Source organism: Bradyrhizobium manausense (assembly GCF_001440035.1).
GTDB classification, from domain to species: domain Bacteria; phylum Pseudomonadota; class Alphaproteobacteria; order Rhizobiales; family Xanthobacteraceae; genus Bradyrhizobium; species Bradyrhizobium manausense.
Genome location: NZ_LJYG01000025.1, coordinates 1 through 26,321, shown reverse-complemented (window position 1 = coordinate 26,321; position 26,321 = coordinate 1). Strand labels below are relative to the sequence as shown.

Annotated in this window: 28 protein-coding genes, 1 tRNA gene and 2 pseudogenes; 12 read left to right on the top strand and 19 right to left on the bottom strand. The window is 61.3% G+C overall.

Annotated features, from left to right (window positions below):
• Positions 1 to 62: 62 nt before the first annotated feature.
• Positions 63 to 533, bottom strand: coding sequence for a hypothetical protein (locus AOQ71_RS04900; protein ID WP_057742624.1), 471 nt, complete (start codon positions 531 to 533; stop codon positions 63 to 65).
• A gap of 251 nt (positions 534 to 784) precedes the next feature.
• Between AOQ71_RS04900 and AOQ71_RS04895 the strand changes: the two genes are divergently transcribed.
• The 3 genes from AOQ71_RS04895 to AOQ71_RS04885 all read left to right on the top strand — a co-directional run bounded on the left by AOQ71_RS04895 (position 785) and on the right by AOQ71_RS04885 (position 3,444).
• The gene (locus AOQ71_RS04895) at positions 785 to 2,455 is read left to right on the top strand and encodes an FAD-binding dehydrogenase (RefSeq protein ID WP_057742622.1); all 1,671 of its coding nucleotides are present in this window, start codon (positions 785 to 787) and stop codon (positions 2,453 to 2,455) included.
• Between the two features lie 119 nt (positions 2,456 to 2,574).
• Positions 2,575 to 2,925, top strand: coding sequence for a RidA family protein (locus AOQ71_RS04890; protein ID WP_057742620.1), 351 nt, complete (start codon positions 2,575 to 2,577; stop codon positions 2,923 to 2,925).
• Positions 2,926 to 3,078: 153 nt separating this feature from the next.
• On the top strand, positions 3,079 to 3,444 hold the full coding sequence (locus tag AOQ71_RS04885) for a nuclear transport factor 2 family protein (protein WP_057742618.1): 366 nt from the start codon (positions 3,079 to 3,081) through the stop codon (positions 3,442 to 3,444).
• A 101-nt stretch (positions 3,445 to 3,545) separates the two neighbouring features.
• On the opposite strand, the gene AOQ71_RS04880 is transcribed toward AOQ71_RS04885, so the two are convergent.
• The 11 genes from AOQ71_RS04880 to AOQ71_RS47205 all read right to left on the bottom strand — a co-directional run.
• Entirely contained in the window at positions 3,546 to 4,391 is an 846-nt protein-coding gene (locus tag AOQ71_RS04880) for an amidohydrolase family protein (RefSeq protein ID WP_057742616.1), read from the bottom strand.
• A 3-nt stretch (positions 4,392 to 4,394) separates the two neighbouring features.
• Positions 4,395 to 5,375 (bottom strand): aldo/keto reductase, encoded by a 981-nt coding sequence (locus tag AOQ71_RS04875; protein ID WP_057742661.1) that lies wholly within the window; start codon positions 5,373 to 5,375, stop codon positions 4,395 to 4,397.
• Between the two features lie 206 nt (positions 5,376 to 5,581).
• Positions 5,582 to 6,514, bottom strand: a complete 933-nt coding sequence (locus AOQ71_RS04870; RefSeq protein WP_057742614.1) for a sugar-binding protein — start codon at positions 6,512 to 6,514, stop codon at positions 5,582 to 5,584.
• 101 nt (positions 6,515 to 6,615) lie between these two features.
• The gene (locus AOQ71_RS04865) at positions 6,616 to 7,686 is read right to left on the bottom strand and encodes an ABC transporter permease (protein WP_057742612.1); all 1,071 of its coding nucleotides are present in this window, start codon (positions 7,684 to 7,686) and stop codon (positions 6,616 to 6,618) included.
• Positions 7,686 to 8,447 (bottom strand): ATP-binding cassette domain-containing protein, encoded by a 762-nt coding sequence (locus AOQ71_RS04860; RefSeq protein ID WP_057742609.1) that lies wholly within the window; start codon positions 8,445 to 8,447, stop codon positions 7,686 to 7,688. The genes AOQ71_RS04865 and AOQ71_RS04860 overlap by 1 nt, the downstream gene beginning before the upstream one ends.
• Positions 8,448 to 8,460: 13 nt before the next feature.
• Positions 8,461 to 9,783, bottom strand: coding sequence for a xylose isomerase (gene xylA, locus AOQ71_RS04855; RefSeq protein ID WP_057742607.1), 1,323 nt, complete (start codon positions 9,781 to 9,783; stop codon positions 8,461 to 8,463).
• Entirely contained in the window at positions 9,780 to 11,237 is a 1,458-nt protein-coding gene (gene xylB, locus AOQ71_RS04850) for a xylulokinase (protein WP_057742605.1), read from the bottom strand. The genes xylA and xylB overlap by 4 nt, the downstream gene beginning before the upstream one ends.
• A gap of 138 nt (positions 11,238 to 11,375) precedes the next feature.
• Positions 11,376 to 12,422, bottom strand: a complete 1,047-nt coding sequence (locus tag AOQ71_RS04845; protein ID WP_057742603.1) for a LacI family DNA-binding transcriptional regulator — start codon at positions 12,420 to 12,422, stop codon at positions 11,376 to 11,378.
• A gap of 152 nt (positions 12,423 to 12,574) precedes the next feature.
• Positions 12,575 to 13,036: a GNAT family N-acetyltransferase gene (locus tag AOQ71_RS04840; protein ID WP_057742659.1), complete on the bottom strand. Its 462-nt coding sequence runs from the start codon at positions 13,034 to 13,036 to the stop codon at positions 12,575 to 12,577.
• A gap of 2 nt (positions 13,037 to 13,038) precedes the next feature.
• Positions 13,039 to 13,551: a GNAT family N-acetyltransferase gene (locus AOQ71_RS04835; protein WP_162268319.1), complete on the bottom strand. Its 513-nt coding sequence runs from the start codon at positions 13,549 to 13,551 to the stop codon at positions 13,039 to 13,041.
• 331 nt (positions 13,552 to 13,882) lie between these two features.
• Positions 13,883 to 14,119: helix-turn-helix domain-containing protein (locus tag AOQ71_RS47205; RefSeq protein ID WP_245316716.1), on the bottom strand; the 237-nt coding region annotated here is incomplete at its 3' end.
• A 175-nt stretch (positions 14,120 to 14,294) separates the two neighbouring features.
• Between AOQ71_RS47205 and AOQ71_RS04825 the strand changes: the two genes are divergently transcribed.
• Positions 14,295 to 15,290 carry an alpha/beta fold hydrolase gene (locus AOQ71_RS04825; RefSeq protein ID WP_057742653.1) on the top strand — a complete coding sequence of 332 codons (996 nt, stop codon included), beginning with the start codon at positions 14,295 to 14,297 and terminating at the stop codon, positions 15,288 to 15,290.
• Positions 15,291 to 15,297: 7 nt separating this feature from the next.
• On the opposite strand, the gene rpiB is transcribed toward AOQ71_RS04825, so the two are convergent.
• From rpiB to AOQ71_RS04805, 4 genes and pseudogenes are all read right to left on the bottom strand, one after another.
• Positions 15,298 to 15,747 carry a ribose 5-phosphate isomerase B gene (rpiB, locus tag AOQ71_RS04820; RefSeq protein WP_057742600.1) on the bottom strand — a complete coding sequence of 150 codons (450 nt, stop codon included), beginning with the start codon at positions 15,745 to 15,747 and terminating at the stop codon, positions 15,298 to 15,300.
• A gap of 17 nt (positions 15,748 to 15,764) precedes the next feature.
• Positions 15,765 to 15,838: transfer RNA gene (locus tag AOQ71_RS04815), tRNA-Gly, on the bottom strand.
• A gap of 226 nt (positions 15,839 to 16,064) precedes the next feature.
• Positions 16,065 to 16,349 (bottom strand): annotated as a pseudogene (locus AOQ71_RS04810) (transposase); the annotation flags it as partial.
• Positions 16,350 to 16,452: 103 nt separating this feature from the next.
• Positions 16,453 to 16,839, bottom strand: a complete 387-nt coding sequence (locus AOQ71_RS04805) for a hypothetical protein (protein WP_157083382.1) — start codon at positions 16,837 to 16,839, stop codon at positions 16,453 to 16,455.
• Between the two features lie 220 nt (positions 16,840 to 17,059).
• On the opposite strand from AOQ71_RS04805, the gene AOQ71_RS47195 reads away from it, so the two are divergent.
• The 4 genes and pseudogenes from AOQ71_RS47195 to AOQ71_RS50155 form a co-directional block, all read left to right on the top strand.
• Entirely contained in the window at positions 17,060 to 17,479 is a 420-nt protein-coding gene (locus AOQ71_RS47195) for a hypothetical protein (RefSeq protein WP_245316718.1), read from the top strand.
• Positions 17,473 to 17,679: a hypothetical protein gene (locus tag AOQ71_RS42605; RefSeq protein WP_083513943.1), complete on the top strand. Its 207-nt coding sequence runs from the start codon at positions 17,473 to 17,475 to the stop codon at positions 17,677 to 17,679. Before AOQ71_RS47195 ends, AOQ71_RS42605 begins: the two co-directional genes overlap by 7 nt.
• A 99-nt stretch (positions 17,680 to 17,778) precedes the next feature.
• Positions 17,779 to 17,967, top strand: a complete 189-nt coding sequence (locus tag AOQ71_RS47190) for a hypothetical protein (RefSeq protein ID WP_245316717.1) — start codon at positions 17,779 to 17,781, stop codon at positions 17,965 to 17,967.
• Positions 17,879 to 18,241: pseudogene (locus AOQ71_RS50155) on the top strand (ATP-dependent DNA ligase); the annotation flags it as partial. The gene AOQ71_RS47190 and the pseudogene AOQ71_RS50155, both read left to right, overlap by 89 nt.
• A gap of 58 nt (positions 18,242 to 18,299) precedes the next feature.
• Here the strand turns inward: AOQ71_RS50155 and AOQ71_RS50150 are convergent.
• A complete protein-coding gene (locus tag AOQ71_RS50150; protein ID WP_430648605.1) occupies positions 18,300 to 18,614 on the bottom strand; it encodes a hypothetical protein in 315 nt (104 codons plus the stop codon).
• Between the two features lie 25 nt (positions 18,615 to 18,639).
• Between AOQ71_RS50150 and AOQ71_RS42590 the strand changes: the two genes are divergently transcribed.
• The 3 genes from AOQ71_RS42590 to AOQ71_RS50145 all read left to right on the top strand — a co-directional run bounded on the left by AOQ71_RS42590 (position 18,640) and on the right by AOQ71_RS50145 (position 21,306).
• Entirely contained in the window at positions 18,640 to 18,768 is a 129-nt protein-coding gene (locus AOQ71_RS42590; protein WP_430648604.1) for a DUF3606 domain-containing protein, read from the top strand.
• Between the two features lie 740 nt (positions 18,769 to 19,508).
• Entirely contained in the window at positions 19,509 to 21,113 is a 1,605-nt protein-coding gene (locus AOQ71_RS44795; protein ID WP_162268318.1) for a DUF4145 domain-containing protein, read from the top strand.
• Positions 21,100 to 21,306 carry a DUF3768 domain-containing protein gene (locus tag AOQ71_RS50145; protein ID WP_205668199.1) on the top strand — a complete coding sequence of 69 codons (207 nt, stop codon included), beginning with the start codon at positions 21,100 to 21,102 and terminating at the stop codon, positions 21,304 to 21,306. Before AOQ71_RS44795 ends, AOQ71_RS50145 begins: the two co-directional genes overlap by 14 nt.
• Positions 21,307 to 22,337: 1,031 nt before the next feature.
• Here AOQ71_RS50145 and AOQ71_RS04775 read toward each other — a convergent pair.
• Together AOQ71_RS04775 and AOQ71_RS04770 are read right to left on the bottom strand one after the other, a co-directional pair.
• Positions 22,338 to 23,522: a type IV secretory system conjugative DNA transfer family protein gene (locus AOQ71_RS04775; protein ID WP_057742581.1), complete on the bottom strand. Its 1,185-nt coding sequence runs from the start codon at positions 23,520 to 23,522 to the stop codon at positions 22,338 to 22,340.
• 235 nt (positions 23,523 to 23,757) lie between these two features.
• Positions 23,758 to 24,504, bottom strand: coding sequence for a DUF2971 domain-containing protein (locus AOQ71_RS04770; RefSeq protein ID WP_057742578.1), 747 nt, complete (start codon positions 24,502 to 24,504; stop codon positions 23,758 to 23,760).
• 728 nt (positions 24,505 to 25,232) lie between these two features.
• Between AOQ71_RS04770 and AOQ71_RS04755 the strand changes: the two genes are divergently transcribed.
• A protein-coding gene (locus AOQ71_RS04755) for an IS3 family transposase (protein ID WP_157083384.1) occupies positions 25,233 to 26,321 on the top strand; the annotation gives its coding sequence in 2 pieces (ribosomal slippage) (positions 25,233 to 25,479 and positions 25,479 to 26,321; 1,090 coding nt annotated over the 2 pieces). This gene is flagged as partial in the annotation.

Here is a 26,321-nt window from a genome sequence, read left to right as displayed (position 1 = left end):
CCAAAAAACGTGGATGGCCGGGACNCCCGGCCATGACGAAGGTGAGCGTGAGAAGCGAGGGACTACCTCGCCGATGGCTTGTTGGCCGAGGCTTGCGCGTCCATGTAGCAGGGCTTGTACATGGCCTGGAGCTGCTTGCCCCGCAGGAACAGCATGTGCGGCGTGAGGCCACCACGCTGTGAGATCCAGCGCTTCACCTGCGAGGGATACATCGCATAGAGCATCTGGGTGGCTTCGGGATTGGTGATGGCGCGGCCGTTGCTGCCGAAGTCCCAGGCGGCGTGGAAGCCGAGCGTGGCGTGCGAGGTGACGCAGATACGGTCGTGCGGGATGGCGCCGAGGACGATGGTGCAGGCGGAGGCGCAGAGACCGTCGATGATGACGGTATCGCCTGACTGCCTGAGGTCCTGGTATTTGTCGACGTAGGTTCCGATCCGGCCGCCACGATCATCCGCGATCCGAACCACCGCGTGAGACGCCCCCATGCAAGCGATCAGGCAAGCCGCCGCAAGCAACCCCGTCAGAAACTTCATTGGCCCCCGCCCCAGTCGTTTTCGAATCTGCGTGTCAGGTGGTGATGCGCGCCTAGCGTCGGTCGTTACCGTGGTTTTGTCTAGGCAGGCCGGCTCGCTCAAAACAAATTCAAATCCAGTGTTGCGTCCGCGCTGCACTCCGCCTGGCTCAATCCCAAAGTGGAACAAGTTAACGATGCCTTACGCGACACGTCCTTGATCTCAGTTACGGCAACGGGCTTCAATTCCGGACAACTACAGGGGGGGAACTCATGACCGACCTTCGGGCTGACCAGGCGGACGTCATTGTCGTCGGCGCAGGACTATCCGGGCTGGTCGCAGCGACCGAGATTGCCGATGCCGGCAAGCGCGTGATCGTCCTCGATCAGGAAGGCGAGCAGTCACTCGGCGGCCAGGCGTTCTGGTCGTTCGGCGGGTTGTTCCTGGTCGATTCGCCGGAGCAGCGCCGGCTCGGCATCAAGGACTCCTTTGATCTCGCCATGCAGGACTGGCTCGGCACCGCCGGCTTCGACCGCGACGAGGACTTTTGGCCGCGCCAATGGGCGGAGGCCTATGTCGCGTTCGCCGCCGGCGAGAAGCGTGACTGGCTGCGCGCGATGGGTCATCGCATCTTTCCCGTGGTCGGCTGGGCCGAGCGCGGCGGCTATGACGCGATGGGCCACGGCAATTCGGTGCCGCGCTTTCACGTCACCTGGGGCACGGGCCCCGGCATCGTCGAGCCGTTCGAGCGCCGCGCGCGCGAGGCCGCCAAGAGCGGGCGGCTGATCTTCAGGTTCCGCCATCGCGTCGATGCGCTGTCGATCACCAACGGTACCGTTGACGGCGTCAGCGGCGCGATCCTCGAAGCGACCAATGTCGAGCGCGGCAAGAGCTCGTCGCGCGCTATCGTCGGCGAATTCGCGTTGAAGGCGCAGGCCGTGATCGTCGCCTCCGGCGGCATCGGCGGCAATCATGATCTGGTGCGGGCGAACTGGCCCAGGCGGCTCGGCGATCCCCCGAAGTTCATGATTTCAGGGGTGCCGGAGCATGTCGACGGCCGCATGATCGGCATCACCGAGAAGACAGGCGCGCGGCTGATCAACCGCGACCGCATGTGGCACTACGTCGAGGGCATCCAGAACTGGTCACCAATCTGGCCGCGCCACGGCATCCGCATCCTGCCCGGGCCCTCCTCGATGTGGTTCGACGCCACCGGCACGCGACTGCCGGCGCCGCTGTTTCCCGGCTCGGATACGCTCGGCCAGCTCAAATACATCATGTCGACGGGGTATGATTATTCCTGGTTCGTCCTGACGCAGGCCATCATCAAGAAGGAATTTGCGCTGTCGGGCTCGGAGCAGAACCCCGACCTCACGGGCAAAAGCTGGCGCATGACCTTGCGCCGCGCCACCAACAAGGGCGCGCCGGCACCGGTGGAGGCGTTCAAGAGCCACGGTGTCGACTTCATCGTGCGCGACCGAATCGAGGACCTCGTCGCCGCCATGAACAAGCTCGCCGGCAACGATCTGCTCAAGCTCGCGCACGTCAGGATGCAGATCGAGGCGCGCGACCGCGAGATCGCCAACCCTTACGTCAAGGACGCGCAGGTGATGAACATCCACAATGCGCGGCGCTACATCGGCGACAGGCTGATTCGCACCGCGCCCCCGCACCGGATTCTCGATCCCGCGCAGGGACCGCTGATCGCGGTGAAGCTCAACATTCTCACCCGCAAGACACTGGGCGGCTTCGAGACCGACCTCGACTCGCGCGTGTTCGGCGCCGAGGGCAGCGTCATTCCCGGATTGTATGCGGTCGGCGAAGCCGCAGGCTTCGGCGGCGGCGGCGTGCACGGCTATCGCTCGCTGGAAGGCACCTTCCTCGGCGGCTGCCTGTTCTCCGGCCGCAATGCCGGGCGTGCGGCAGCGAAAGCGCTGGGATAGGCAGGACGCATGCGTCATCGAGGATGCATGCGCCGCCGGCAACGCATGCGTGCCCGGGGTGGCTCAGCTTGAGGGGCTGGGCTAGACAGGGCCGCCATTCCCTGAAGGAGATTCCGCAAATGAGCATCCAGCGTTTTGAAACCGGCCCGCGCATGAGCCAGGTGGTCGTGCACGGCGACACCGTCTATCTCGCCGGCGTCGTCGCCAGCAATGCGGCCGGCGAAAGCGTGACCAAGCAGACCCAGGACATCCTGAAGACCATCGACGGCCACCTTGCCAAGGCCGGCACCGACAAGTCGAAGCTGCTGTCGGCCACGATCTACATCACCGACATGAAGACGTTCCAGGAAATGAACGCGGTGTGGGACGGCTGGGTGTCGCCCGGCAACACCCCGGCCCGCGCCACCGTCGAAGCCAAGCTCGCGGCGCCGCAGTACACCGTCGAGATCATGGTGACGGCGGCGAAGTAATTTTCGCGGCCCCAACATGCGACAGGAGCGCGATGAGACCCATCGCGCTCTTTTTTTTTACGGGCACATGATCTCCGAGGTAATCGATCCCTGCGCGCGAACCTTCGATAGTCAGGTCAGCCGAACCAAGCGGCCCCATCGCAGGAGAGCACCATGACCGACCCCATCACCATCGCCCGCCGCTATATCGATCTCTGGAACGAGCGCGGGCAAAATCGCCGGCGCGAATTGCTCAGTGAAAACTGGACGGCGGATGCGAGCTATGTCGATCCGCTGATGAAGGGCGATGGCAGGGACGGCATCGACGCCTTGATATCAGGCGTGCAGCAGCGCTTTCCTGACTTCAAGTTCAGCCTGATCGGCGAGCCCAACGGCTACGGCGACCATGTCCGATTTTCGTGGGGGCTCGGCCCTGACGGCGTCGACAGCCCGATCAAGGGGACGGATTTCGCCGTGCTGAAGGACGGGCGGATCAAGAGCATCACGGGATTCCTGGATCAGGTGCCCGCGGGGGCGTGAAGGGGATGTAAGCGCCGCCTCAAACTCAGTGGTCGTCCCGGCCTAGTTGCGCAATTGCGCACCAGGCCGGGACGACACCTGCTGTTTGGCTTGCGCTCGGCTTATCCTGCGAGCCGATACGCAGCCTTGGCATTCACCCCGAACGCCTTCTCGCGCACGCTTGGCCCGAGCTTCGCCAAGCACGCTTCCAGCGCGCTCTTGATCTCGCTGTAGCTGCCGGCGAGCAGGCACACCGGCCAATCCGAGCCGAAGATCAGGCGATCCTCGCCAAAACAATTCGCGACGTGCCGGAGATACGGAAACAGCCGCTCGGCGTCCCAATCGTCCCACTTTGCTTCGGTCGCGAGACCCGAGACCTTGCACCAGACATTGTCGCAGGCTGCGAGCTGCGCGATGCGCTCGGACCATTCGGCGCTGCCGCCAGCTGCGATCGGCGGCTTTGCAGCGTGGTCGAGCACGAAGCGGGCTTGCGGAAAGGCTTTTGCGGTTGCGATCGCGGCGGGCAGCTCGCGGGTGCGGACGAGGAAGTCGTAGGCGAGATCACGGGCGAAGATTTCCGCCAATCCGCGCTGGACCTCAGTGCGGAGCAGCCATTCGGGATCGGCCTCGTCATGAACCTGGTGGCGGATGCCGACCAGCTTGGCGCCGCCCGGCAAGGTGCGCAGGCGATCGAGCGCATCGCCGAGCGCGGCGTCGGTCAGGTCGGCCCAGCCGACGACGCCGATGACGGAGGGCGTGGCATGCGCGGTCGCCAAGAATTCCTCGGTCTCCGCGAGCGACGAGCGGCACTGCACCACGATGCTTGCATCGATGCCGTTCGCCTGCAGCAGCGGCGCGAGATCGGCGGGACCGAAGGCGCGGCGGATCGGCGCCAGCTCAGGCGCCATCATCCAGGGATAGTCGGCGCGCGCGGGATCCCAGAAATGCTGGTGGGCGTCGATGACCATGACTCACGCTCCGCCCGGCAGTGGCGCCCGCGGGTCGACGAGATTCCTGGCGCGCAGCTCCCGCCAGAAGGCCTGCGGCACCGTGCGCTCCGACATCGCGATATTGTCGGCGACCTCGCTCGCGTTGCGCGCGCCCATCACGGCAACGGTCACGGCCGGATGGGCCATGCCGAACTGGAGCGCGGCGGCCTTCAGCTCGGTGCCATGCTTGCGGCAGAGCTGGTCGAGCTCGAGCGCGCGCGCCACGAGGGCCGCGTCGGCGTCCTCATAGTTGAACTTCGCGCCCGTGTGCGGATTGGCCAGAATGCCGCTGTTGTAGATGCCGCCGAGCAGGATGCGGATATTCTTCGCAGTGCAGATCGGGAACAGCGCATCCAGCGCGCCCTGGTCGAGCAGCGTGTAGCGGCCGGCGAGCAGGAAGCAATCGACCGGGACGGCTTCGGCAAAACGCGTCAGCATCTCGCACTGGTTCATGCCGGAACCGATCGCTTTCACGGTGCCGTCGCCGCGCAGACGTATCAGCGCGCGGAAGGCGCCGCTGACGGCGGCATCATAGTGATCGTCGGGATCGTGCACGAGCAGGACGTCGACGCGATCGAGCCCGAGGCGCTCTAGGCTTTCCTCCACCGAGCGCATCACGCCGTCATAGCTGAAATCAAATCGCGGCCGCAAGCTGGGTGCGTCCTTGAAATGATCGTCCTCGACGGTCGTACTGTCAGACGCGCGCAGCAGGCGGCCGACCTTGGTCGAGATCACATAGGACTCGCGCTGCTGTTGCCGCAGGAAAGCACCCAAACGGCGTTCCGCGAGGCCGAAGCCATAAAGCGGCGCGGTATCGAAGAAGCGGACACCGAGCGACCAGGCCTTTGCGACGGTGGCCTCCGCGTCCGCATCGCTGACCGCCGAGAACAGGCCGCCGAGCGGCGCCGAGCCAAGGCCGATTGACGTGACTTCGAGATTGTCAGCTAGCCGCGCTTTTTTCATCTTATTCACCTTGCGGGCTCCCTTCCTTCTCCCCCTGTGGGAGAAGGTGCCTTGCCGAAGGCAAGGCGGACGAGGGGTTCTCTCGGCGCATATCACACGAGCGGGACTCGCGGAGAGAACCCCTCACCCGGCTTCGCTACGCGAAGCCACCCTCTCCCACAAGGAGAGAGGGTGGTCAGCGCAGGAACGTTGGGCTGGTAACGTTCCTACTTCAACAATTGAGCGACGTTATCCTTGGTCACGAGGTCGAGGCCGGTGTAGATCACTTCCGGAACCTTCTGGCCCTTCTTGATCGCGAGCAACGTGTCCATCGACTTCTCGCCCATTTCGAACGGGCGCTGGCCGGTGAGCGCGTTGGAGTAGCCGTCGCGCAGCAACTCGAGCTGCATCTTCAGCGTATCGGCAACGACGAGCGTCAGCTTGCCGCTGTCGATGTCCTTCTTGTTCTTGTTAACGAAGGCCTTGAAGCCCTCAGGCGCGAACATCGGCCAGCCGCCGACCGGAACGATCGCGGCGAGATCGGGCGTCGCGGTGCGCAGGTCGGACATCTGCTGGACCGCGAGCGTGGAATCGTCGTTGCAGAAGGTCGGCGAACCCTGCACCTCGACCCACTTCGAGCCCTTCAACGCCTCGCGGACACCATCGACACGTTCGGCGAGGTTCTTGGCGCCCGGACCACCGGAGACCATGGCATATTTGCCGCCCTCGGGCCGAAGCTGCAGCAATTGCTTGCCGAGCGCCAACCCGAAGTCCTTGTTGTTGGTGCCGATATAGGCGATGCGCTTGGAGCCCGGCGCGTCCGCGTCAAACGTGATGACGGGGATGCCTGCCGCGGTCGCAGCCTCAATCGACTTGGTCATCGACGCGACGTCGGCAACCGAGATCGCGAGCCCATCCACCTTCTGGGTGATGAAGTCCTGGATGATCTGCGCCTGCGTCGCCGGCTCGTGCTCGATCGGCCCCTTGTAGATGCACTCGACATTGCCGAGTTCCTTGGCGCGCTTCAGGCAGCCGTCACGCGCCACGTCGAAGAACGGGTTGTTCATCGCCTTGGGAACGACGGCGAACTTGTAGGTCTGGGCAATTGCCGGGGTCGCCATCATCGCGATGGTCACGCCAGCCAACAGAAGCTTCTTCATACCATTCCCTCCACACTTTGATGCCTATCCATTTGTGATGTGATGCCCCGGCAGGCGGATAGACGATCTTTCGTTGTCCTGCCGGAGTAACTGGTTAAGTGTTAAGTCATGCGCGAGCGGATGCGATCGACCAGCACGGCAAGAATGATGATCACGCCCACCAGCGTCTGCTGCCAGTAGGAGTTGACCTGCGCGAGCACGAGGCCGTTGCGGATCACCTCCAGCAGCACGCAGCCGACGATGGCGCCGAGCGGTCCGCCGAGGCCGCCGGCAAGATTGGCGCCACCGATAACGGCGGCGGCGATGACGTTGAGCTCGTAGGACGTCGCCATGTTCGCGGGCGCGGATCCCAGCCAGCCCGAGATGATGATGCCTTGCAGACCGGCGGCGAGCGCGCAGATCACATAGACCTGGATCTTCACGCGCACGACCGGAATACCAGTCAACTCCGCCGCCTTCTCGTTGCCGCCGAGCGCGAAGACGTGGCGGCCGAAACTCGTGTGATGCAGCACAACCGCCATCACGACCGCGAGGATCACCAGGTAGATGAAGGGCGCGGGCACGCCGTACACGTCACCCGAGGTCAACGCGTAGAACAAATCGGCATCGGGCCCGCCCGGAAAGCTGCCACGGCCGTTCGAGACGACATAAGCCAGCCCTCGCACGATCGAGAGCATGCCGAGCGTGGTGACGAAGGGCGACAGCCCGAGCACCGCAATGCAGAAGCCGTTGAAAATCCCGACTATGAACGCGGTGAACAGCCCGGCAAGCACCGAGATCAGCAGGATCAATCCGGGCACATTGGCGACGACCGTCTTGCCATCGGCTGCCATGTGGACGAAATACGATCCCGGCGCCGACAGCTCGACCATGACCATGGAGGTGATCATCGCGGAAAAACACATCATCGAGCCGACGGAGAGATCAATGCCGCCGGTGATGATGACGAAGGTGATTCCGAGCGTGGCGATGGCGATGAAGGAAAAGTTCTTCGCCACGTTCTGCATGTTGCCCTCGGTAAAGAAGTAAGGGCTGGCAAAACGCATCACGATCATCAGCACCACCAGCGCCAGCAGCACGTAGCCGGTCTGCGAGGCAAAGATGCCCCGGTGCCACCATTTGCTGCGGCCGACATTGGTGAAGGAGATCGGGTTTTCCATGGGTACGGACATTACGCCGCCTCCTTCGCGCCGGTGATAAGGGCGGTGACTTCCTCGGGGGACGTGTCGTGGATCGGCTTGTCGGCCCGCTTCTCGCCGCGGCGCATGACGATCACGCGATCGCACACGGCGAACACGTCGGGCATGCGGTGGGAGATCAGCATCACCGCGACGCCCTGCTCCTTCAGACGGTGGATCAGGCTCAGCACTTGCTCGACCTGGCGCACGGAGATCGCGGCGGTCGGCTCGTCCATCATCACCAGCTTGGCGTTGGAGAGGCGTGTGCGCGCGATCGCCACCGCCTGACGCTGGCCGCCGGACATCTGCTTGACCAGATCATGCGGCCGGGTTTCCGAGCGCAGCTCGCCGAACAGCTCCAGCGCGCGCGACGCCATCGCCTTGTGATCGAGCAGCGCGATGGGTCCGAATTTGCGCTTGAGCTCGCGGCCGAGAAAGACGTTCGCCGCGGCCGACAGATTGTCGGCGAGCGCGAGGTCCTGATAGACGACCTCGATGCCCACCGCGCGGGCATCGACCGGGCGGCTGAAGTGGACGGGATGGCCGTCGAAGCGGATCTCGCCATGAGTCGGGCGGAAATTGCCGGCGATGATCTTGACCAGCGTCGACTTGCCGGCGCCGTTGTCGCCCATCAGGCCGACCACTTCGCCGGGATGGACATGCATGTTGACGCCATGCAGCGCGCGGATCGCGCCGAACTCCTTGCCGATCCCGGTCAATTCCAGCACCGGCTGGCTTGTCGAAGAAGTTGTCATGCTCGGGCCTCGCTCAGACGTACCGGTTGACGAGAGATTCGAGATATTCCTGACGGCCCGACCGCGGCTGCGGATCGAAACCGGGGGCAAGCGCGCGATCAGAGAGATCGGCCAGCGATCGCTTGCCTGCCATGATCGCCTGCCCTTCGCTATCGGTCCATCCCGCATAACGCTCGGCGAGCGGCCCGGTGAGCGCCTCGGCGTCGAGCATGTCGACTGCTGCGAGCAGCGCCCGTGCGCAGGCGTCCATCGAGCCGAGATGGGCGTGGATGAGATCATCAGGGTCGATCGATTGACGCCTGATCTTTGCATCGAAATTGAGACCGCCGGTGGTGAAGCCGCCGCCCCTGATCATGTCGTGGAACACCAGTGCCAGCTCCGGCACGTTCATGGCGAACTGGTCGGTATCCCAGCCGAGCAGATCGTCGCCCCTGTTGATGTCGAGCGAGCCGAACACGCCGAGCGCCTGGGCCAGGGCCACCTCGTGCTGGAAGGAATGGCCGGCGAGGATGGCGTGGTTCTGCTCGATGTTGAGCTTGACGTCCTTGAGCAAGTCGTAGCGCTGCAGGAAGCCGTAGCAGGTGGCGACGTCGAAATCATATTGATGCTTGGTCGGCTCCTTCGGCTTGGGCTCGATCAGAAGCGGGCCCTTGAAGCCGATCTTGTGCTTGTGCTCGACGACAAGCGAGACGAAGCGGCCCAGCTGGTCGAGCTCGCGCCTGAGATCGGTGTTGAGCAGGGTCTCGTAGCCTTCGCGGCCGCCCCACAGCACGTAGTTCTGCCCGCCGAGCCGGTTCGTCACCTCCAGCGCGGCGCGGACCTGTCCGGCGGCATAGGTGAAGACGTCAGGATCGGGATTGGTCGCCGCGCCCGCCATGTAGCGGCGGTGCGTGAACAGGTTCGCGGTGCCCCACAGCAGCCGCACCTTGGCCGAGGCCATCTTCTTCTCGAAGATGTCGCCGATCGCATTGAGGTTGGCGACGGATTCGGCGAGCGTTAAGCCTTCGGGCGCGGCATCGACGTCGTGGAACGTGAAGAAGGGCACGTCGAGCAGTCGGAACAGCTCGAAGGCGATGTCGGCCTTGGCGCGCGCCATCGCCATGGCGTCGGAGCCGTGATGCCATGGACGCAGGAAGGTCTCGCCGCCGAAGGGATCGCCGCCGGGCCAGCAGAACGAATGCCAATAGCAGACCGCAAAGCGCAGATGATCCTCGAGCCGCTTGCCGCGGACGACGCGGTCCTTGTCATACCAGCGGAAGGCCATAGGGTTCTTGGCGTCCTTGCCGCCATAGGCGACGGGGTCGGCGGCGCCGAAGAATTTTGGTAACGCGTTCACAGTGAAAACTCCTTCAACGCGGGGTAGAGCTTGCGCCACTGCTGATAGGCCTCGTCATAGGCCGCAGCGCGCGACGGGTTGGGTGTTGACGTCGCAAGGCGCCGCGGACGCGTGCAGACCTGCGCGGGATTTTCGCCCCTAGCGGCGAGCCGGCCGAGCCGGGCAGCGCCGAGCGCGGCGCCGACCTCACCCTCCTCGACGCGATGCACGGCAATGCCGAGCACGTCGGCGCAGATCTGCGCCCACAACGCCGAGCGGGAGCCGCCGCCGACGAGATCAACTTCAGAGATCGCCGAGCTGGCACTGCCGAGCGCGGCAAGATTGTCGCGCGCGGCAAAGGCGACGCCTTCGAGCACCGCCTGCACGATTGCGTCGCGCCCGGTGGCGCCGCGCAGACCGATGAAAGCGCCGGCCGCGGCTGCATCATTGTGCGGCGTGCGCTCGCCATCGAGATAGGGCAGAAACTTCACCGGGCCTGGCCCGGTTACGGCGTCGCCGAGCGGCGCGAGCAACGAGGCTGTCGGTGTCGCCATCACGCCGGAGAGCCAGGCCAGCGAAGCGGCGGCCGAGAGCATCACGCCCATCTGGTGCCAGAGGCCGGGCAGCGCATGACAGAAGGCGTGCACGGCGAGGGCCGGCGCCGGCGCAAATTTGTCGGTGACGCGGAAGATGACACCGGAGGTTCCGAGCGACAGGAAGGCATCGCCTGGTGCGATCGCGCCGAGCCCGATCGCACTCGCAGCATTGTCGCCGGCGCCACCGGCAACGACGACATTCTTTGCCATGCCCCAGCGCTGCGCGAACTCGCCCGCGAGCGTTGCGCTCGCCTCGCTGCCCTCGACCAGGCGCGGCATGTGGTGCAGATCGAGCCCGGTGGCCTGCAGCAGCTCCGCGGACCAGCGGCGCTGGCCGACATCGAGCCAGAGCGTGCCTGATGCATCCGACATGTCCTCGACCATCTCGCCGGTCAGCCGGTAGCGGACATAGGCCTTCGGCAGCAGCACCTTGGCAACGCGCTTGAAGACCTGCGGCTCGTGCCGCGCGACCCAGAGCAGCTTTGGCGCGGTGAAGCCGGGCATCGCCAGATTTCCGGCGATAGCATGCAGCGAGGAGCAGCGGCGCTCGAGCTCGACGCATTCAGCATGCGAACGGCCATCGTTCCAGAGGATCGCGGGCCGCAGCGGGCGTCCATCGGTGTCAAGCAGCGTGGCGCCATGCATCTGGCCTGACAGGCCGATGCCGCGCGCGGCGGCGACATCACCGGGACGAGCGGCGGCAAGATCGTCGACGGCGCCGATGGCGGCCTCGACCCAGGAATCCGGATCCTGCTCGGACCACAGCGGCTGCGGATGCGACAGCGCAAGCTCGCGCGCGGCCGTCGCGACAACCGCGCCGGCCTCGTTCACAAGCACCGCTTTCACACCGGACGTGCCGATGTCCAATCCGATAAACAAACGCGTCCCTCCTCTTCGTTTTGAGCGTGCTTCGTCCGGACAACCATTGCTTTCCGGATCACGCTGCCGCGGTGCGCGATCTGACGTCGCGCTTGCCGCAATCACTCATTTCAACACACGACCGCCGCGCCCTTTCGGTTACGGCAGATTGTCCCGCATCAGGATGTCGATGCGAATCTTCTCCTGTTCACTCAAGATCGGCTCGTTCCGCGCCAGCGACAGCAGCACGCGCACGGCGGCGCGCGCCTCGTGCCCCGGATTCTGCGAGATCGCGACATCCAGCGTGCCCTGCAGCAACAATCTGCGCGTCATCGCCGTGAGGTCGTGAGCGATAAAGACGATCTGCTTGTCGCGACCTGCCTCGGTCAGAGCGGTGGCCACGCCCTGCGTGCCGGCGCCGACATTGTAGAGGCCGATGATATCGGGGTGCCTGCCGAGCAGCCGCGAGATCAGCTGCTGAGAGCGGTCGTCCTCGTCGCGCCCCTCGAGCAAAGGCAGGATGTCGAGGTGCGAAAACTCCGACGCCATCACCTGATTGAAGCCGAAAATGCGCTCCGCATGGTCGCGCAGGCCCTGCGAGCCCGCGATGATGGCGATCTTGCCGGATCTTTGGCCGACCAGCCTTCCGATCAGCGCACCCGCGGTGCGGCCCGCGGCGATATTGTCGATGCCGACATAGTGGTGGCGGCGCGACGAGGGCACGTCGGACACCAGCGTCACGACCTTGATGCCACCGTCGACGAGATCATTGATGGCGGCGCGCACGCTCGGATGGTCGAGTGCGACGACCGCGACGCCGTCATACTCGCTGCCGGCAAGCTCCTCCAGCGAGGCCGCCAGCACCGACGGGTCGAACACGTCGGTGATGACCATCTCAACGGCGAGGCGGCGGGCAGAGAGCCACGCCGACATCTCGCCCAGATAGGCCTTGATCTGCAGCATGAACGGGTTGGCGCCGACAGGCATCACGAAGGCAAACCGGCGGGCGCGGCCCCGGGCGAGCTCGGCCGCGGCCACATGCGGCTGGAAGGCGTTGCGCGCGATGATCTCCTGGACGCGCCGGACCGTGTCCGGCCGCACGCCCGGACGGTTATGCAAGACGCGGTCGACCGTAGCGAGGCTGACACCGGCCTCGCGGGCGATGTCCTTCAGCGTCAGCGCGGCGGATGCGGTCTCTTCAGCCATGGCTGAAGGCTAGCAGAGGCGTTTTGAGGGGCGCAACTCATTTTGAGGGGCAGGACGCCATTTTCGAGCGCCGGTTGCGCAGGACTTCGCCTAGCTCTTTGTTTTGACGCGCCTTATTGCGCCAACCGTTAGCCATTTCGCTTGAGAAGGTTCTATGCGCCGAGATCCAGCGCGAGGAAGAGACTGTTGCGGTCCTCGACATAGCCCTCGAACGGGGCGCAAGGCACGAAGCCGTGGGCCCGGTAGAGCGCGTGCGCCGGCTTGAAATAGTCCCAGGAGCCGGTCTCCAGGCTCAGCCGTGTCATGCCGCGCCTGCGCGCCTCGGCGATGATGTGGCGGAGCATCTCCCCACCAAAGCCGCGGCGGCGCGTGGTCTGCAGCGTATGCATCGACTTCACCTCGCCGTGCTCTGCCGAGAGCGTCTTCAGCGCGCCGGTCGCAACCAGCGTCTCGCCGTCCCAGCCGGTCCAGAACGCGACGTCGTTGGCACGAAGCCCGGCGAGATCGAGCGCGTGCGCGCTGCCCGGAGCGGTCTGCGCCCGCGCTGCCGTAACGTGATGGTCGAGCAATGCGACGACGCGCGGGTCAAAAGTATCGCCGGTACGGATCTGCATCGTCATGGCCTCACGTCAGTTGCAAGCGTCTTCTGCATGAAGACGAGATCGAGCCAGCGGCCGAACTTGCAGCCGACCTCCGGCATGCGGGCGACCTCGACAAAGCCGAGCGAGGCGTGCAGGCCGATCGAGCCGGCATTGAGGGCCTCGATCCCGGCGATCATGGCGTGCTTGTTCATCGCCGCAGCGCGCTCGATCAGCGCGGCCAGCAGGCTGCGGCCAATGCCGGCGCGGTGATGGCGCTCATCGACATAGACCGAATTCTCGACGGTGTGGCGATAGCCGGGGAAGGGACGGAAATCGCCGAACGAGGCGAAGCCGACGACATCCCTGCCCTTCATCGCGACCAGCACGGGATAGCCCGCCTGCTGCCTTGCGCGGATCCATTCGCGCCGCGAAGAGAGATCGGCCGGCCCGTCGGTCCAGACCGCCGTGGTGTTGATCGCGGCGAAATTGTAGATGGCGAGGATGTCCGCGGCATCCTCCAGCGTGGCGTCCCGTATGATCAGCGGCATCACATTTTCCCGTAAGATGTGCCGCGCCTGGTGATGATGACGTAGCGGGCATCCTGCTTGGTTTCGTTCTCGAACGTCACCGCGCGCATGACGTCGAAGTCGAGGCAGTCGCCCTCGCGCAGGCGCACCGTCTTGGCGTCGATATGCACGCAGACCGCGCCCTCCAGCATCAAGAGCTGCTGGGTGAAGGCGTTGCGGCCCCAGGGGCTGTACGGCACCCGCGCGCCGGCCGGCATGTCGACGACGATGATCTCGATGCCGCTCGCCGCATCGACGGGCGAGGCATGTCGGCGCCGGTAGCCGCTATCGGGATCGCGCCATAGCGGCTGGNCAGCCGCTCCGGCGGCTTCTCCGAGAGTGCAACGACGTCGCTCAGCGAGACATCGAGCGCCGCGCAAAGCTTGTTGAGCAGCGCCGCCGTCGCGCTGCTCTGCGCCCGCTCCACCCGACCGATCATGGCCCGGCTGACGCCGGCTCGGCTGGCGAGCTCGTTCAACGTCATCCCTGCCTGCATCCTCAGAGTCTTCAAGCGGCGACCGATCGCGCGATCGAGTTTTTGCTGGTCCATGGCCTTCCGATCCGAACATCGCCCGGCACAGGGACCGCATCCGCCGGACAGGGGAGAGCTTAGGGCGGAGGAGCGGGGCGTGCCGCGGGCGAGAGGCTAATATATTGGAATCTTTGCGCGCCGGGCAGTAACGTTTAGGATGCGCCCAACAACCATGCAGCGGGGAGGCGACGACATGAGCGGACCGACGCAGCGGATCATCAAGGCCAACGGCATCAACCTCAACATCGCCGAACAGGGCGAGGGGCCGCTGGTGCTGCTCTGCCACGGCTTTCCGGAAAGCTGGTATTCCTGGCGTCATCAGCTCGAGGCGGTGGCGGCGGCCGGCTACCACGCCGTCGCGCCCGACATGCGCGGTTACGGCAAGAGCGACAAGCCCGAGGCGATCGACCAGTACACGATCTTCCACATGATCGGCGATCTCGTCGGCGCGCTCGATGCGTTCGCGGCAAAGAGCGCCATCATCGTCGGCCATGACTGGGGTGCGGGGATCGCCTGGCACGCGGCGCGGCTGCGCCCCGACCGCTTTCGCGCCGCTGCCATTCTCAGCGTGCCGTATCGCCCGCGCAGCGAGGTGCGACCGACCAGCGTGATGCCGCAGACCGAGGAAGCCCAGTTCTATCAACTGTACTTTCAGCAGCCCGGGGTCGCCGAAGCGGAGTTCGAGGCTGATACGCGCAAGACGCTCGCCGCGATGCTGTTCGGCGGCTCCGGCGAGGGCGCCACCGCCATTCGCGCCATGGCGGCCGCGAGCGGACAGACGTCAAGAGGCGTCGGCATGGTCTCGCGCAAGGACGGCATGCTGCCGAAAGTGCCGGTGCCGTTGCCGTCGTGGCTGAGCGCCGCCGACCTCGATTATTACGCCGCCGAATTCGCCCGCAGCGGTTTTCGCGGGCCGCTCAACTACTACCGCAACATCGACCGCAACTGGGAGCTGATGGGCGCGTTCGAGGGCGTCAAGGTAACAGTGCCCACGCTGTTCATGGCCGGCGACCTCGACATGGTGATCGCCTTCCCCGGTGCGGCCGAGCATCTCGCCAACATGAAGCAATGGGTGCCACAGCTGCGCGAGATCAAAATGCTGCCGGGCTGCGGACACTGGACGCAGCAGGAGCGGCCCGCCGAAGTGAACGCGGCGCTGGTCGACTTCCTGCGCAGCTTGCCGGGTTGAGCGGTCGCTAGCAGGTCCCGAGCTTGTCGATGCGCTTTTGATGGCGCCCGCCCTCGAACGCCGTCCCCAGGAACGCTTCGACACATTCCTTTGCGACCACCTCGCCGGTCGTGCGGCCGCCCAGCGCCAGAACATTCGCGTCATTATGCTGTCGGCAGAGCCGTGCGCCGGTGACATCATGCGCGAGCGCGCAACGGATATGGGCGTGCCGGTTGGCGGCGATGGAAATGCCGATGCCCGACCCGCAGATCAGGACGCCGCGCCTGGCCTTGCCGTCCCTGATCGCGTCGGCCAGCTTGTGGGCGAAATCGGGATAGTCGACGGACGCCGCGCTGTCGGTGCCGAGGTCCAGCCACGTCACATCTGATAGCGCGGACTTCAGCGCTTCCTTGAGAGCAAAGCCCCCGTGATCACAGGCAATCGCGACCAAGCGCGTGCTTTCGTCCTCGTCGGCCATTTGCTGTCCCGGGTGATTGGAGCGGGCGAAGGGAATCGAACCCTCGTATGCAGCTTGGGAAGCTGCCGTTCTACCATTGAACTACGCCCGCAATCCCTTGAGATTGCTTGTCTTTTCCGCCTCGATCGAATTACCGCGGCACGGTTTTGGCACGGTCATCGTCGGTCTCTGCGTGGCAGTAGTTAGAGCAAACCGGATCACGTTTTGCAATCAGCATCCGAGGCTGTGCACGGCTGGGCTGCGACAGGCACCTTTTTGGCCACCGATCGGTTCTTATGAAAGAGCGCGACATTGTCGAAGCCACGGATAGCTACATACTCGCCGGTGAAGAATTGGAAATACGGGTCGTGGACCCAACGCTCGCACACCCCCTCATCGGACAGGCCGTAAATGTGCTTGAGCAGCAGCAGCCCGATCACGAAGCGGGTCGCAATCCCCGGCCGACCGTTCTCGCTATAGAGCGGCGCGATCTCGCCGTCGATCCAGTCCCAATCGACCTTGCCGGCGAGCTGAACCAGCTCGTGCTTCATATTGATGATCTGGTCCAGCCTGGCCCGGAACAGGTCATTCGAGCCCGTCGGCTTGTGCTTCTTCGGCCGCATCGTTCGCCCTCCGATGCGCCACAGAATCATGGTCCGCAGCGAAGGGGAATCCACAAATGAAATTGCAGGGTTTGGGAGGCTCGAGCCCCTAATCCCTGCAATCTCAGATGCCGCCACAACCGGAAAACAGACTCCCGCTCAATCGCTTAGGGCCTTGTTCACAGACGACTACATAGACCGCCGCGGCACATTGAAACATTAAGTTCATGAGTTCGGTGGGCTTAGTCATTGTGAGGAGGGCATACGCAAAGAAGCCGAGAGCGAACCCAACTTCGGCAAAGCCGTATGCCCGGCGCCGGAAGTGGCGGAGTGCGTACAGAATTCCAGCAAAAACCAGAAAGATCGCCGCAACCTTCTTCAAATCAGCGTTGTGCGCGTCTAGTGCCGAAACCATAAAGACAACGATCGCGATAAACGAGGCAAGTATGCCGCTTGCCAACACTGCATCGAAGACTAGCCCTGCTACGGATTGCACCCATTTTGCGCGCATGTGTATGCCCCTCGCACACGACGTGTGTCACGCTCGTCGAATCTTCGAAATGGCAAATTAACTGTTTGGCCTCATCGAGATCGCCTCACCTTGGCGGTTGCAGTCCTGGCGACAGTAGCCACTCGGTTATGTGAGACGTGACCTCATATTGCCGGCCCTGTCTAAGCAGACTGTCTCGCTTGTGCCCCGGCGGACACGACTTGGCTTCGTCGCGAAGCTGTTGAGCTTCAAGGTCACGTCGGGCCTTGAGCGACATCTTTTGTCTGAAACGGCAACGCATCGCGGCGATCCATCTGTGGAACCTGCTCCGATGTTTAAACTCGGCGCAATGGGTATAGGTTTCTATCCGATTGACTCTAAGTTCTCATTTTGTTCTTATGACGATACGCCACCTGCTGAGCCAAGAATGCCGACCCTCGAATTCATCCGCTCGGAAATCGAGCACATGCGCACGCAGATAGGCCGCCAGCGCAAGGAAATCCTCCAGCTCCAGCGAGCAGGTATAGCAACCGCCTCGGCTGAGATCCTGCTGCAGCGCATGCTGGAGAAGGTGGAGCGACTTTGCCTCCAGCGCGATGAGTTGAGAAAGGCCGAGCCCGGCCCAGTAAAGGGTAAGGTGTTGGGAGGCCGGAAATGGTGAACGAGCGACCGTCATACTTTTCAGACAGCGAGGATCATTCCGAGTTCGTGAAGGCGTTGGCTCATGTCCGCCGCCTCGCTCCGTTTGAGGGTTGGTGCGCGATGCACGTTCAGGCCATCACGGTTGCAATCGACCAATACGCAGAAGCTGCTCTCGGTAATCGGCAGTTCTTCTGGAACAAGCCGCATAGTATCGGCTAGGAGTTGCCTTGTGCAATGAACTAGGTTGATGGTCGAAACGGCAGGAAGCCTCGGGTCCGTCCGAGGTTACCCAGGCGCCGGGCTTCTGTGAGTTGCGTTGTGGTAAAGCGTACCAAAGCACATTCGGCAATGCCGGGGTTCATCAAACCTCAGCTTGCCACGCTCAAGAGCAAGGCACCTTCGGGCGACCAGTGGCTCCATGAAATCAAGTACGACGGCTATCGTGTTCAGCTTCACCTCGACTACGACCAAGCCAAGGCCTTCACGCACCGGGTTAAACTGGATTAAGCGCTTTTCTGTCATTGCCGGCGCCTTCGCCATTCCCGGTCAGGCGATCATCGACGGAGAAGTCGTGGTCGTCCATGAAGGCCGCACTAACTTCTCAGAGCTGCAAGCAGACCTCGCCAAGGGCGACCAGGACCGTTTGCTGCATTGCGCGTTCGACCTCCTCTGGCTCGACGGCACAGACCTTCGCAAACTGCCGCAGGCCGAGCGCAAGCGGATCTTGAAAGAGCTGTTCGATATCCACGGGCTCGAAGCGCCCGCAATCTATAGTGAACACCTGGTCGGCCCCGGACAGCAGTTTTTTGAGCATGCTGCGAAACTGAAATACGAGGGCATCACGTATACATGGGAAAAGTCGGCACCGGCTGGTCCCGCACGGTCTCGAGCCAGATCCGCAAGCAACTCGATACGGTCGTCACGGCGACGTCTAGACTTACTCGACCGATCAAGAAGCCCAAGGCAACGTGGGAGAGTCTTTCCTGATTGCGTGGAGCTTCCTGGAAAGGTCGGGTGAGCTCGGGGACCGAGATGCGTCCGCGAGCATCCTCCTCGACGCGATCCAGCAGCAGCTTCGCAGGGGTGAACATCGGAGGTTGATGCTCGCCAACCAAGCGATTGCCGCTTACCAGCAGCAGACGAAACGAAAACACGTTTTTCCTCTACGGGAGACGCGCCATGGATAGTGTGACAAAGAAAGGCCGAGCCGACCGCAGCAAGATCAACATGCACGAGGACTACGAGGTCAAGTACTGGACCAAGGAGACTCGGTGTATCGAAGGAAGAGCTGCAACGAGCTGTCGATAAGGTTGGCATTCGGCCGCTGCCGTCCGCAAAGAATTGGCGGTGTAACAGAGAGCGCGCAGTATGCTCGCGATTTCTGGAGCCTCGATCGGCAGCTCTCGACTACACCGCCGGATAGCCGCACGTCATATCGGTGGAGGCCAATTGTGCGGCGCTTAATCCGATTCCACAGGCGCACATGACCAACTGCAATTCGGCGCAAATCGACCCACCTTGACAGATTGTGGTACCATGATACACTCGCTCTAGTTGACTTAGCCGACTTCCTTCCACGACATGCCCGTCCATGAGCGTTATGCTCGAAAGGGGCCCCTAGCTCACCAACCCAAAAAAAGGCTTTTCGGAATAGTCCGGAGAGTTTGGACGAGCAGGAGGGCTCATGACACGCATCATTCTTGATATCTCAGATCGGCAGGCCGACGAAATTGCTGATCGGATAGCTGCTGAACTATTCAAGGTAATTTTTGCGTCTGCTAACCGACAGTATCCTTGGCGCCATCCGATTACGTCGTCTATGGAGACTCTCGGCGAAGAGATACTGGATCGTGCGAGACGGAAGTTTTATGAACGATGTAGTTAGCGGTCCTGCATCAAAGCCCCCGACTTCGCGCCGGGGGTTTTCCTTCGCATCCGCCGTGAACTCAAGAGTTACGATTGAGTTGGCGGCAATTCGTCTTGACGGAACGTCCATTCTCTCAGATTATTGATCACCACAGCCTCGCGGTGCTGCAATGTGTGCTGCAATGTCGGGCAACGTTTTTGACCGTCTGGCGTCATTAGATGAACACTTGGCAACGGCGGGAAAAGACGCAGAGTGTCAGCTCAACAACGGCAGTCCAAAATATTGCCTGCTCGAATTTCGACAATTCGTAGAGCATCTCTTAGCATTTTTGGAACGGCGACACCTTATTCGGGCTCTGCGTCCAGGTGAGGACGAGGGAAAAGGACCACTCCTGTTCCGCATAGATCGACTGCGCGAATTCAAAGTAGACGTTTCTGAGCATCACCTGGAAATGCTCCATAGGATTCGCGAATCAGGCAACGCAGCAGCACATCCAAATCCACTGACTAAGCATCTGGTAACGACCAGCAACGCAAAAAGAATACAAGACTATGCGCATCTGCTGGCGGATTGGGTTTACGAGCAATACGCCGAAGGCGAAATCGGCGAGTTGCACCGGCCCAATGACCCCCCACCTATTGAGGAGCGCCCTCTATCCGATCGAAAATCCAATGTGAAGAGTCCTTTCGCATGGCAATCGCCCCAAACGGTGAGATTGACCGCCCAGCCGCGCCCGGATTTGGGGGAGCCTCCCACGATGCAGGAAATCCTAGCAGATCCCAAGATGCAGGAACAATTCGGCATCATGGTGGAGGCGGCCGGGACGAGAGGCCGTGAACTCGTGAACAAATTCATGGAATGGCAGTACGATCCATCTTCTATGACGGGCCAGGATCATCAGGAGCTTCGTCAGTACCGGCTCGAATTCCAACAGCGCTTGCTTTTTCTCAAAGAAATACAAGATCGCACGACCCCAGAAGATCTCAAATATTTTTTGAAGAACGATCCTGCGCTCACGTTCCTCGGCAACAGCATGACGCCTGCGAGAGCAGCTGAGGTCATCAAGATCCATATGGACAAAGTCTTTATGCACATGAGCGATGCGGAACTCACAAAAATATTAAACGCGAGTCGCGCCAATCACGATGTGCGACAAAGCGATTATTACCTCGAGTTGCGTGAGTCGGTGCAGGCAAAAATAGGAAAGCAGATTGATGAAGTGCCGTCGCTGCGGGACAAATCCGAAAGTGAAAAGAAGAAACTGCTTGAATATCTCACGCCAGGATGGAGCGAACGGTGGAAATCGAGAAACAATCTCACGGGCGAGCGATCGACCAATGTCCTCAACGCGATCGATGAAAACCGCGAAAAAATCATGAGCGTACTCGCAGCGACGATTTCCAACGATCTCGATTTGAAGCGTGAAGTCGCTCTTGAAGCAGCGACTGGTACCAAGCAGGTACGCAAAGTCGGTGAACGAGTATTTAGTCTCGAAGATGCTCAAATAGAAGCCGTTAATGTGATTGGAGCGCATATCGGCAACACCGACGATCTGCGTCGCCGTATTCGCGACGCAGAATTCAGACATAAGGTCGAGCTACGGGGAGGCGGGATATTTTGGAAAGACATGGATCCTGAAACGCGTGAACGGGTGTCGTATGAAGTCCTTCAAGAAGAAGGGAAGTTGCCTGCGCCACGCCGCGGTTTTTTCTCGCTCTGGCTCCGCAGCCTTTTTGATGCAGCATTTCCTGATATCCAGAAGAAATTAGCAAATGAGTTTGAGTAGCTGCGAACGCAAGCCGATGTTAGGTCCGACCAATGTCAAGCCCAGAGGCGTTTGGCAGCCTCACAGTCGGGGAGAGACGTTTGGAAGATCGACTACTACACTCTACGACGTGCTCTGCGAGTTCGGATCGGCCGATCCGGGAAATCCAGAAAAGACTACACGCGTTCTTACCATTATTCTTGCTGACGAATAATATTGAGCAAGAAGTGACCGCCTCCCACTCGACGCAGCGGCTCATCCCTGCTCACCATCCAAAATATGAAAAAGAGCGGGAAAACCAATGATCCTTACGCCCAACAAGTCCTTCGTGTTCCTGACCCGGCTGATAACGTTCATCAATCCTGTAAACGGTCGAACTACGATGCAACCGCGCAGTGGCTCTACACTAAGTGGCCTCTTGATCGCCAGTTCCGCGCATGTGAATGGTCCTCTATCAAACATTCCTATTTGCAAGCCGCTCCCCGACTTCTGCCATTTGAATGGTTGAAGGCGAAACTTATTGTGGTGGCTACGAAATAGTGCGCATGTTGATGCGGGCCTCTACGCAGGCGTGCCCCTAGACACATCCCTGTAGACACCCCTTTAGACCGTCTCTAGGGATACGATCCAGGGCTGCGGTCGAAGCAGCCTCGGCATTTCAAGGTTTTGCCTGCTTTGCTCCGTCACCATTTTCAGCACGACTTTGATGGTTTTTGTTGTTTGTTTTTCTTCCTTCCATCTGCGATGGCCGGGTCGGTGTTGGGACCCGAAGGGTTTGTGTCCTTCGGTAGCTGGGTTCTGGCGAACCCGACTATCCCCCTGCCCGTCGTCCGGCAGAGCCGTCCGACAGGCAGGGGGTGGGTTCTTGAACCCACACTGGAAGGCAACTTGAACCCCGGCCCCGCGATTTTCTCAAATATGAAACAACCTTTGCCGCTCATAGGTTTCCAAGGCCTTGGGAGGGGGAAGGACGGCGGGGACGCGAGAACCGTCATTCACGGGACTTATAAGACTTGTAAGCAATTGATCTTCCTCGCCAAGCAGTTGTTGAGCGCGTGAGCTTTGCGCGCCGCAGTCCGGATAAATTGAGCGCCTAATCGAGAAGCCTCGAACTTTTCTTTCTCAATTTTTGTGTTTTCAATTTCTAAGTGGCGGCGCGCGCCAGGCTATTTCATTGGAGACGGCGCAGCATGGACTGCTGGCATGACGGCGCCCACGCGATCGGCACCAATCATGGACAGTTGCTCAGATTTCTGCTCGATAGCCTCGACCTAATGTAACAGCGCTGAAAGGGCGCGACGGCGTCCCGTCGATCATGAGTTTCAGGTAGATGCGATAGTTGGGAAGTTGCAACACATCGATCTCCTCAAGTCGCTCCTGAAACTCCCGCGCCAGGTACGTTGCATCCTCCGAACCCACTCGGAAACTGATAATCGTGCCAGCATTTCCGAGCACAGCGTGGCGCACGTCCGGTTCAAGCTGATGAAGATATTGGTGAGCGACTGTGAAGCCGACCCGATACTTGCGGAGCTCTGCGAACATGTTCGCGACAGCGAGCGTCGTAAAATTTTGAAACTCATCGACGTAGATGTAGAAGTCTCGTCGCTCATGCGCTGGCAATTCTGCTCGGCTGAAGGCGGCAAGCCCAATCGTCGTGACCAGCAAGCCGCCCAGAAGCGACGAGCTGTCCTCGCCGATCCGTCCCTTGGCTAGGTTTACCAGCAGCACCCTGCCCTCATCCATGATCTGGCGGACGTGGAGATCATGCTTGGGAGCGGTCAGAAGCTGGTTGAGTACGGGATCGGCGAGAAAGGCCCCCACCTTATTCTGGATCGGCGCTGTGCCATCGGCACGGTAACCGAAGGAGAAGCGCTCGAATTCATTGAGGAAAAAGGCCCGAACCGTCTCGTTCTTCAGCTTGTGGGCAATCTCTGTACGGAACTTTCGATCCGACAAGACGCGCAAAACATCGTGCATCGTCGCGTGAGGTTGCTCTAGGAGCGCCATGAGCACGTTGCGCAGGATGTGCTCCATGCGTACGCCCCACGCCTCCGGCCACATCTTCCTGAAGACTTCGATGAAGCCGGAAGCGGCAAGAGCGATTCGATCTTCACGAACGCGACGTAGTGGATTGTATCCATATGGCTGCGATGGGTCGCCAGCGTTCAGATAGATCACATCTGAAGCACGTCTCGCCGGCACCTGAGCTACGATGCGTTCCACCAGATCGCCGTGCGGATCAATGAGCGCTAGCCCGTGTCCGCGTACTATATCCTGGAGCGCCATGGTCTCCATCAATGTTGATTTGCCGGTGCCCGTCTTGCCGATGATGTAGATATGTGAAAAGCGGTCTTCGTTCTTGATACCGAAAACCCTCTCGTGGCCGTGAAAATCGGTGCGTGCGAAGTGCGTGAGATTGGGCGAGTGCATTTCTCTATCATCGGACAATCACTCAACAACCCGAGAGGTGTGGACGTGCCACACTGAGTCGAATGATTCGTGCTTGCGGAAATCGCCTCGAGTATTGGCCCAGACCTTTGTTCTTTCGACGTTCCGCCCCGCGATCCGGGACCTGCGTGCATGTCCGGGTCTCGGGTGACGAGGCGGGCGGACAATCGCATGCGTTCTGTTCCCCCGAGATACGGCACGGGACAGATCAGCAGATCTATCCGTAACGCTCCGAGTCTGCCCGTCCACGATAGACTTCCATTCCTGGACAGAATTGGCGAAGCTGCGAAACCTTCGACTCATCCGCTCGTATCCCGATGTAAATTTCGACAATCGCGTCTTGCGGAAGATGAAAAGCGTGTAGTTCGCGACCACTCGTCTTGATAACCGAGAACGTGCCGCTTTTGATCTGACACTCGTTGCCGTTCGCTCCGCGAATACATTTTACGACCCGAACCTCCTCTTCATACGCCCAATCGATAGGTTTGACCAAAAACAATCGCTGCCATTTTTCAAAGTGGCTTTCTACGAAGTGAAACGTCTCACCGACTATCACCGGCTCTCGGAAGGCCGATTGAAAGGGGCCGCCTGGCCGATGTCGCGTGTAGATTACGCTGCCGTAGTGCGCCGGAATCATGTTGCTGGCAACCTCACAGAGGCCGGCCACACTCGTGTCAATCCCAATCGCGACGCCACGATGCGCGTCCGCATAGTGGGCCCACATCAACGGATTAGTTGCCGCTCTGGTCAAAGACAATATCGCGGTGTGTTGCCCCCAGATGAAGCTTTTGGCGTCGGCGCGAACCCGTGCGAACGCTTCCTCGATGGGGTTGCTGGTAGGCTCCAGGGATACCAAGGGAAGATCGAAAGGATCGTTGAAGAATTCTGGACGTGAAAAACCAATTGTATTGCTCCGAGCAATTTGGAGTGCTGCGTCCATCGAAACATACTTGTACAGCTTCATTGAAGCTTCCTCCTATTCGTGGCCGCCGATTCTAGTTCGCGTCGTAATGCAACGACCATTCGATTGGTGGAGTTGCACTCATCATTAGATGGAATATTGACTACGACGAGACTACGCATGCCGTTATCATCGCCGTGGTAAATCTGTCGACGTGCCCTTGTAGACTATGATACTGCGAGAAGACGCCTTGATAGTCCAACGACAGCGCAACCGTCGCAAGGACTGCGGCTCCAACTAACAAAAATTGATCTTTGCGTGCGTGCCGGAGAGCGTATCGGAGTCTGTTATCAACCACCTTGCCCTTTATCGTAGGAGTCGCAAGTCCATGCTCGTAAACTTCGATTCCCCGAGAAACACTAAGGGTACCAAGCTTTCCCCTTACTCGGTCAGCGCCCAGCAGTTCGAGAATCCGTTCGGCTCCCTCCTGCAGGAGTTCCAGTCTGTTGTGATAAAGCCGGAGAAGGATCATGCCGTTCGTCTCTCGAACGACCATAAAATCTGTGCCAGTATCAGGGTGAGTTGAAGCGAAGATCGTAAATTGCTTCGCTCGCTCAATTCGCTGCTTTTCCTCCTCGTTGCGCCCGGGGATGTGACCTAAAATGGAAGTCGCCTTTTGCAGGAAGCAGTCACGTAGTGCGTCCTCTTCGGCTTCGGTCGTAGGCTATGGCCTTGCCCCACGGGCTTAATCCAGTTTGAAGTTCGTTCTGGCCCACGACAAGGACCAGAGCATGAAGCGCAGCCGCTTTACGGAAGAACAGATCATCGGGATTTTGAGGGAACATGAGGCCGGCGTGTCGGTCGCCGAACTTTGCCGCAAGCATGGCGTCAGCGACGCCAGCATCTACAAATGGAAGGCCAAGTTCGGTGGGCTGGAGGTGTCGGAGGCCAAGCGGCTGAAGACGCTGGAGGACGAGAACACGCGGCTGAAACGGTTGCTGGCCGACTCCATGCTGGACAATGCGGCGTTGAAGGACCTCTTGGGAAAGAAATGGTGACGCCCGCGGCCAAGCGGAAAGCTGTCGCGCATCTCGTGGATGCCCACGGGATGAGCGAACGGCGGGCGTGTAAAGCCATCGGCTGCTGCCGCATGACCATGAGATACCAGACGACCCGGGCGGACGAAGCCGACCTTCGCCAGCGCATGAGGGCGATCGCCCAGGAGCGCCGTCGCTTCGGTTATCGACGCCTGCACGTGCTGCTCAAGCGGGAGGGCTATCTGGTCAACCACAAGAAGCTCTTCCGGCTCTACCGGGAAGAGAGGCTCGCGGTACGCCGCCGTGGTGGCCGCAAGCGGGCAATCGGGACCAGGGCACCGATGATGGCGCCGATGGCCCTCAACGATCGTTGGTCGCTCGACTTCGTGTCGGATCAGCTCACCGACGGCCGTCGCTTCCGCATTCTGACCGTGGTCGACGATTGCACCCGCGAGTGCCTGGCGCTGGTGGCCGACACCTCGCTCTCGGGCACCCGCGTTGCGCGGGAGCTGGACCGGCTGATGATTGAGCGCGGCAAGCCGAAGATGGTGGTCAGCGACAACGGCACCGAACTCACCAGCAACGCCATTCTGACGTGGGCCGATCAGAGCCGCGTCGCTTGGCACTACATCGCGCCCGGCAAGCCCATGCAGAACGCCTTCATCGAGAGCTTCAACGGCCGGCTGCGAGATGAATTGTTGAACGAGACGTTGTTCACCTCGCTGGCCCAGGCCCGCGTCGCGCTCGGATGCTGGCGCGCGGATTACAACGACACACGACCACACTCACGGCTCGGATGGAGGACGCCATCCGAGTTCGCCACCACCTGCCATCCGCGGCGGG

Excerpts from the sequence above, each read along its gene's own strand:
- AOQ71_RS04885 (WP_057742618.1), top strand. The coding sequence starts at position 3,079 with ATGACCGACCCCATCACCATCGCCCGCCGCTATATCGATCTCTGGAAC.
- AOQ71_RS04770 (WP_057742578.1), bottom strand. The coding sequence starts at position 24,504 with ATGAAGCTGTACAAGTATGTTTCGATGGACGCAGCACTCCAAATTGCT.
- AOQ71_RS42605 (WP_083513943.1), top strand. The coding sequence starts at position 17,473 with ATGGTGAACGAGCGACCGTCATACTTTTCAGACAGCGAGGATCATTCC.
- AOQ71_RS04860 (WP_057742609.1), bottom strand. The coding sequence starts at position 8,447 with ATGACAACTTCTTCGACAAGCCAGCCGGTGCTGGAATTGACCGGGATC.
- AOQ71_RS50145 (WP_205668199.1), top strand. The coding sequence starts at position 21,100 with ATGAGTTTGAGTAGCTGCGAACGCAAGCCGATGTTAGGTCCGACCAAT.
- AOQ71_RS04835 (WP_162268319.1), bottom strand. The coding sequence starts at position 13,551 with ATGCCGCTGATCATACGGGACGCCACGCTGGAGGATGCCGCGGACATC.
- AOQ71_RS04890 (WP_057742620.1), top strand. The coding sequence starts at position 2,575 with ATGAGCATCCAGCGTTTTGAAACCGGCCCGCGCATGAGCCAGGTGGTC.
- AOQ71_RS04775 (WP_057742581.1), bottom strand. The coding sequence starts at position 23,522 with ATGCACTCGCCCAATCTCACGCACTTCGCACGCACCGATTTTCACGGC.
- AOQ71_RS04805 (WP_157083382.1), bottom strand. The coding sequence starts at position 16,839 with ATGCGCGCAAAATGGGTGCAATCCGTAGCAGGGCTAGTCTTCGATGCA.
- AOQ71_RS42590 (WP_430648604.1), top strand. The coding sequence starts at position 18,640 with ATGGATAGTGTGACAAAGAAAGGCCGAGCCGACCGCAGCAAGATCAAC.
- AOQ71_RS04900 (WP_057742624.1), bottom strand. The coding sequence starts at position 533 with ATGAAGTTTCTGACGGGGTTGCTTGCGGCGGCTTGCCTGATCGCTTGC.
- AOQ71_RS04865 (WP_057742612.1), bottom strand. The coding sequence starts at position 7,686 with ATGTCCGTACCCATGGAAAACCCGATCTCCTTCACCAATGTCGGCCGC.
- AOQ71_RS04825 (WP_057742653.1), top strand. The coding sequence starts at position 14,295 with ATGAGCGGACCGACGCAGCGGATCATCAAGGCCAACGGCATCAACCTC.
- AOQ71_RS04880 (WP_057742616.1), bottom strand. The coding sequence starts at position 4,391 with ATGGTCATCGACGCCCACCAGCATTTCTGGGATCCCGCGCGCGCCGAC.
- AOQ71_RS04845 (WP_057742603.1), bottom strand. The coding sequence starts at position 12,422 with ATGGCTGAAGAGACCGCATCCGCCGCGCTGACGCTGAAGGACATCGCC.
- AOQ71_RS04895 (WP_057742622.1), top strand. The coding sequence starts at position 785 with ATGACCGACCTTCGGGCTGACCAGGCGGACGTCATTGTCGTCGGCGCA.
- AOQ71_RS04875 (WP_057742661.1), bottom strand. The coding sequence starts at position 5,375 with ATGAAAAAAGCGCGGCTAGCTGACAATCTCGAAGTCACGTCAATCGGC.
- AOQ71_RS04840 (WP_057742659.1), bottom strand. The coding sequence starts at position 13,036 with ATGCAGATCCGTACCGGCGATACTTTTGACCCGCGCGTCGTCGCATTG.
- AOQ71_RS44795 (WP_162268318.1), top strand. The coding sequence starts at position 19,509 with ATGTCGGGCAACGTTTTTGACCGTCTGGCGTCATTAGATGAACACTTG.
- AOQ71_RS04870 (WP_057742614.1), bottom strand. The coding sequence starts at position 6,514 with ATGAAGAAGCTTCTGTTGGCTGGCGTGACCATCGCGATGATGGCGACC.
- rpiB (WP_057742600.1), bottom strand. The coding sequence starts at position 15,747 with ATGGCCGACGAGGACGAAAGCACGCGCTTGGTCGCGATTGCCTGTGAT.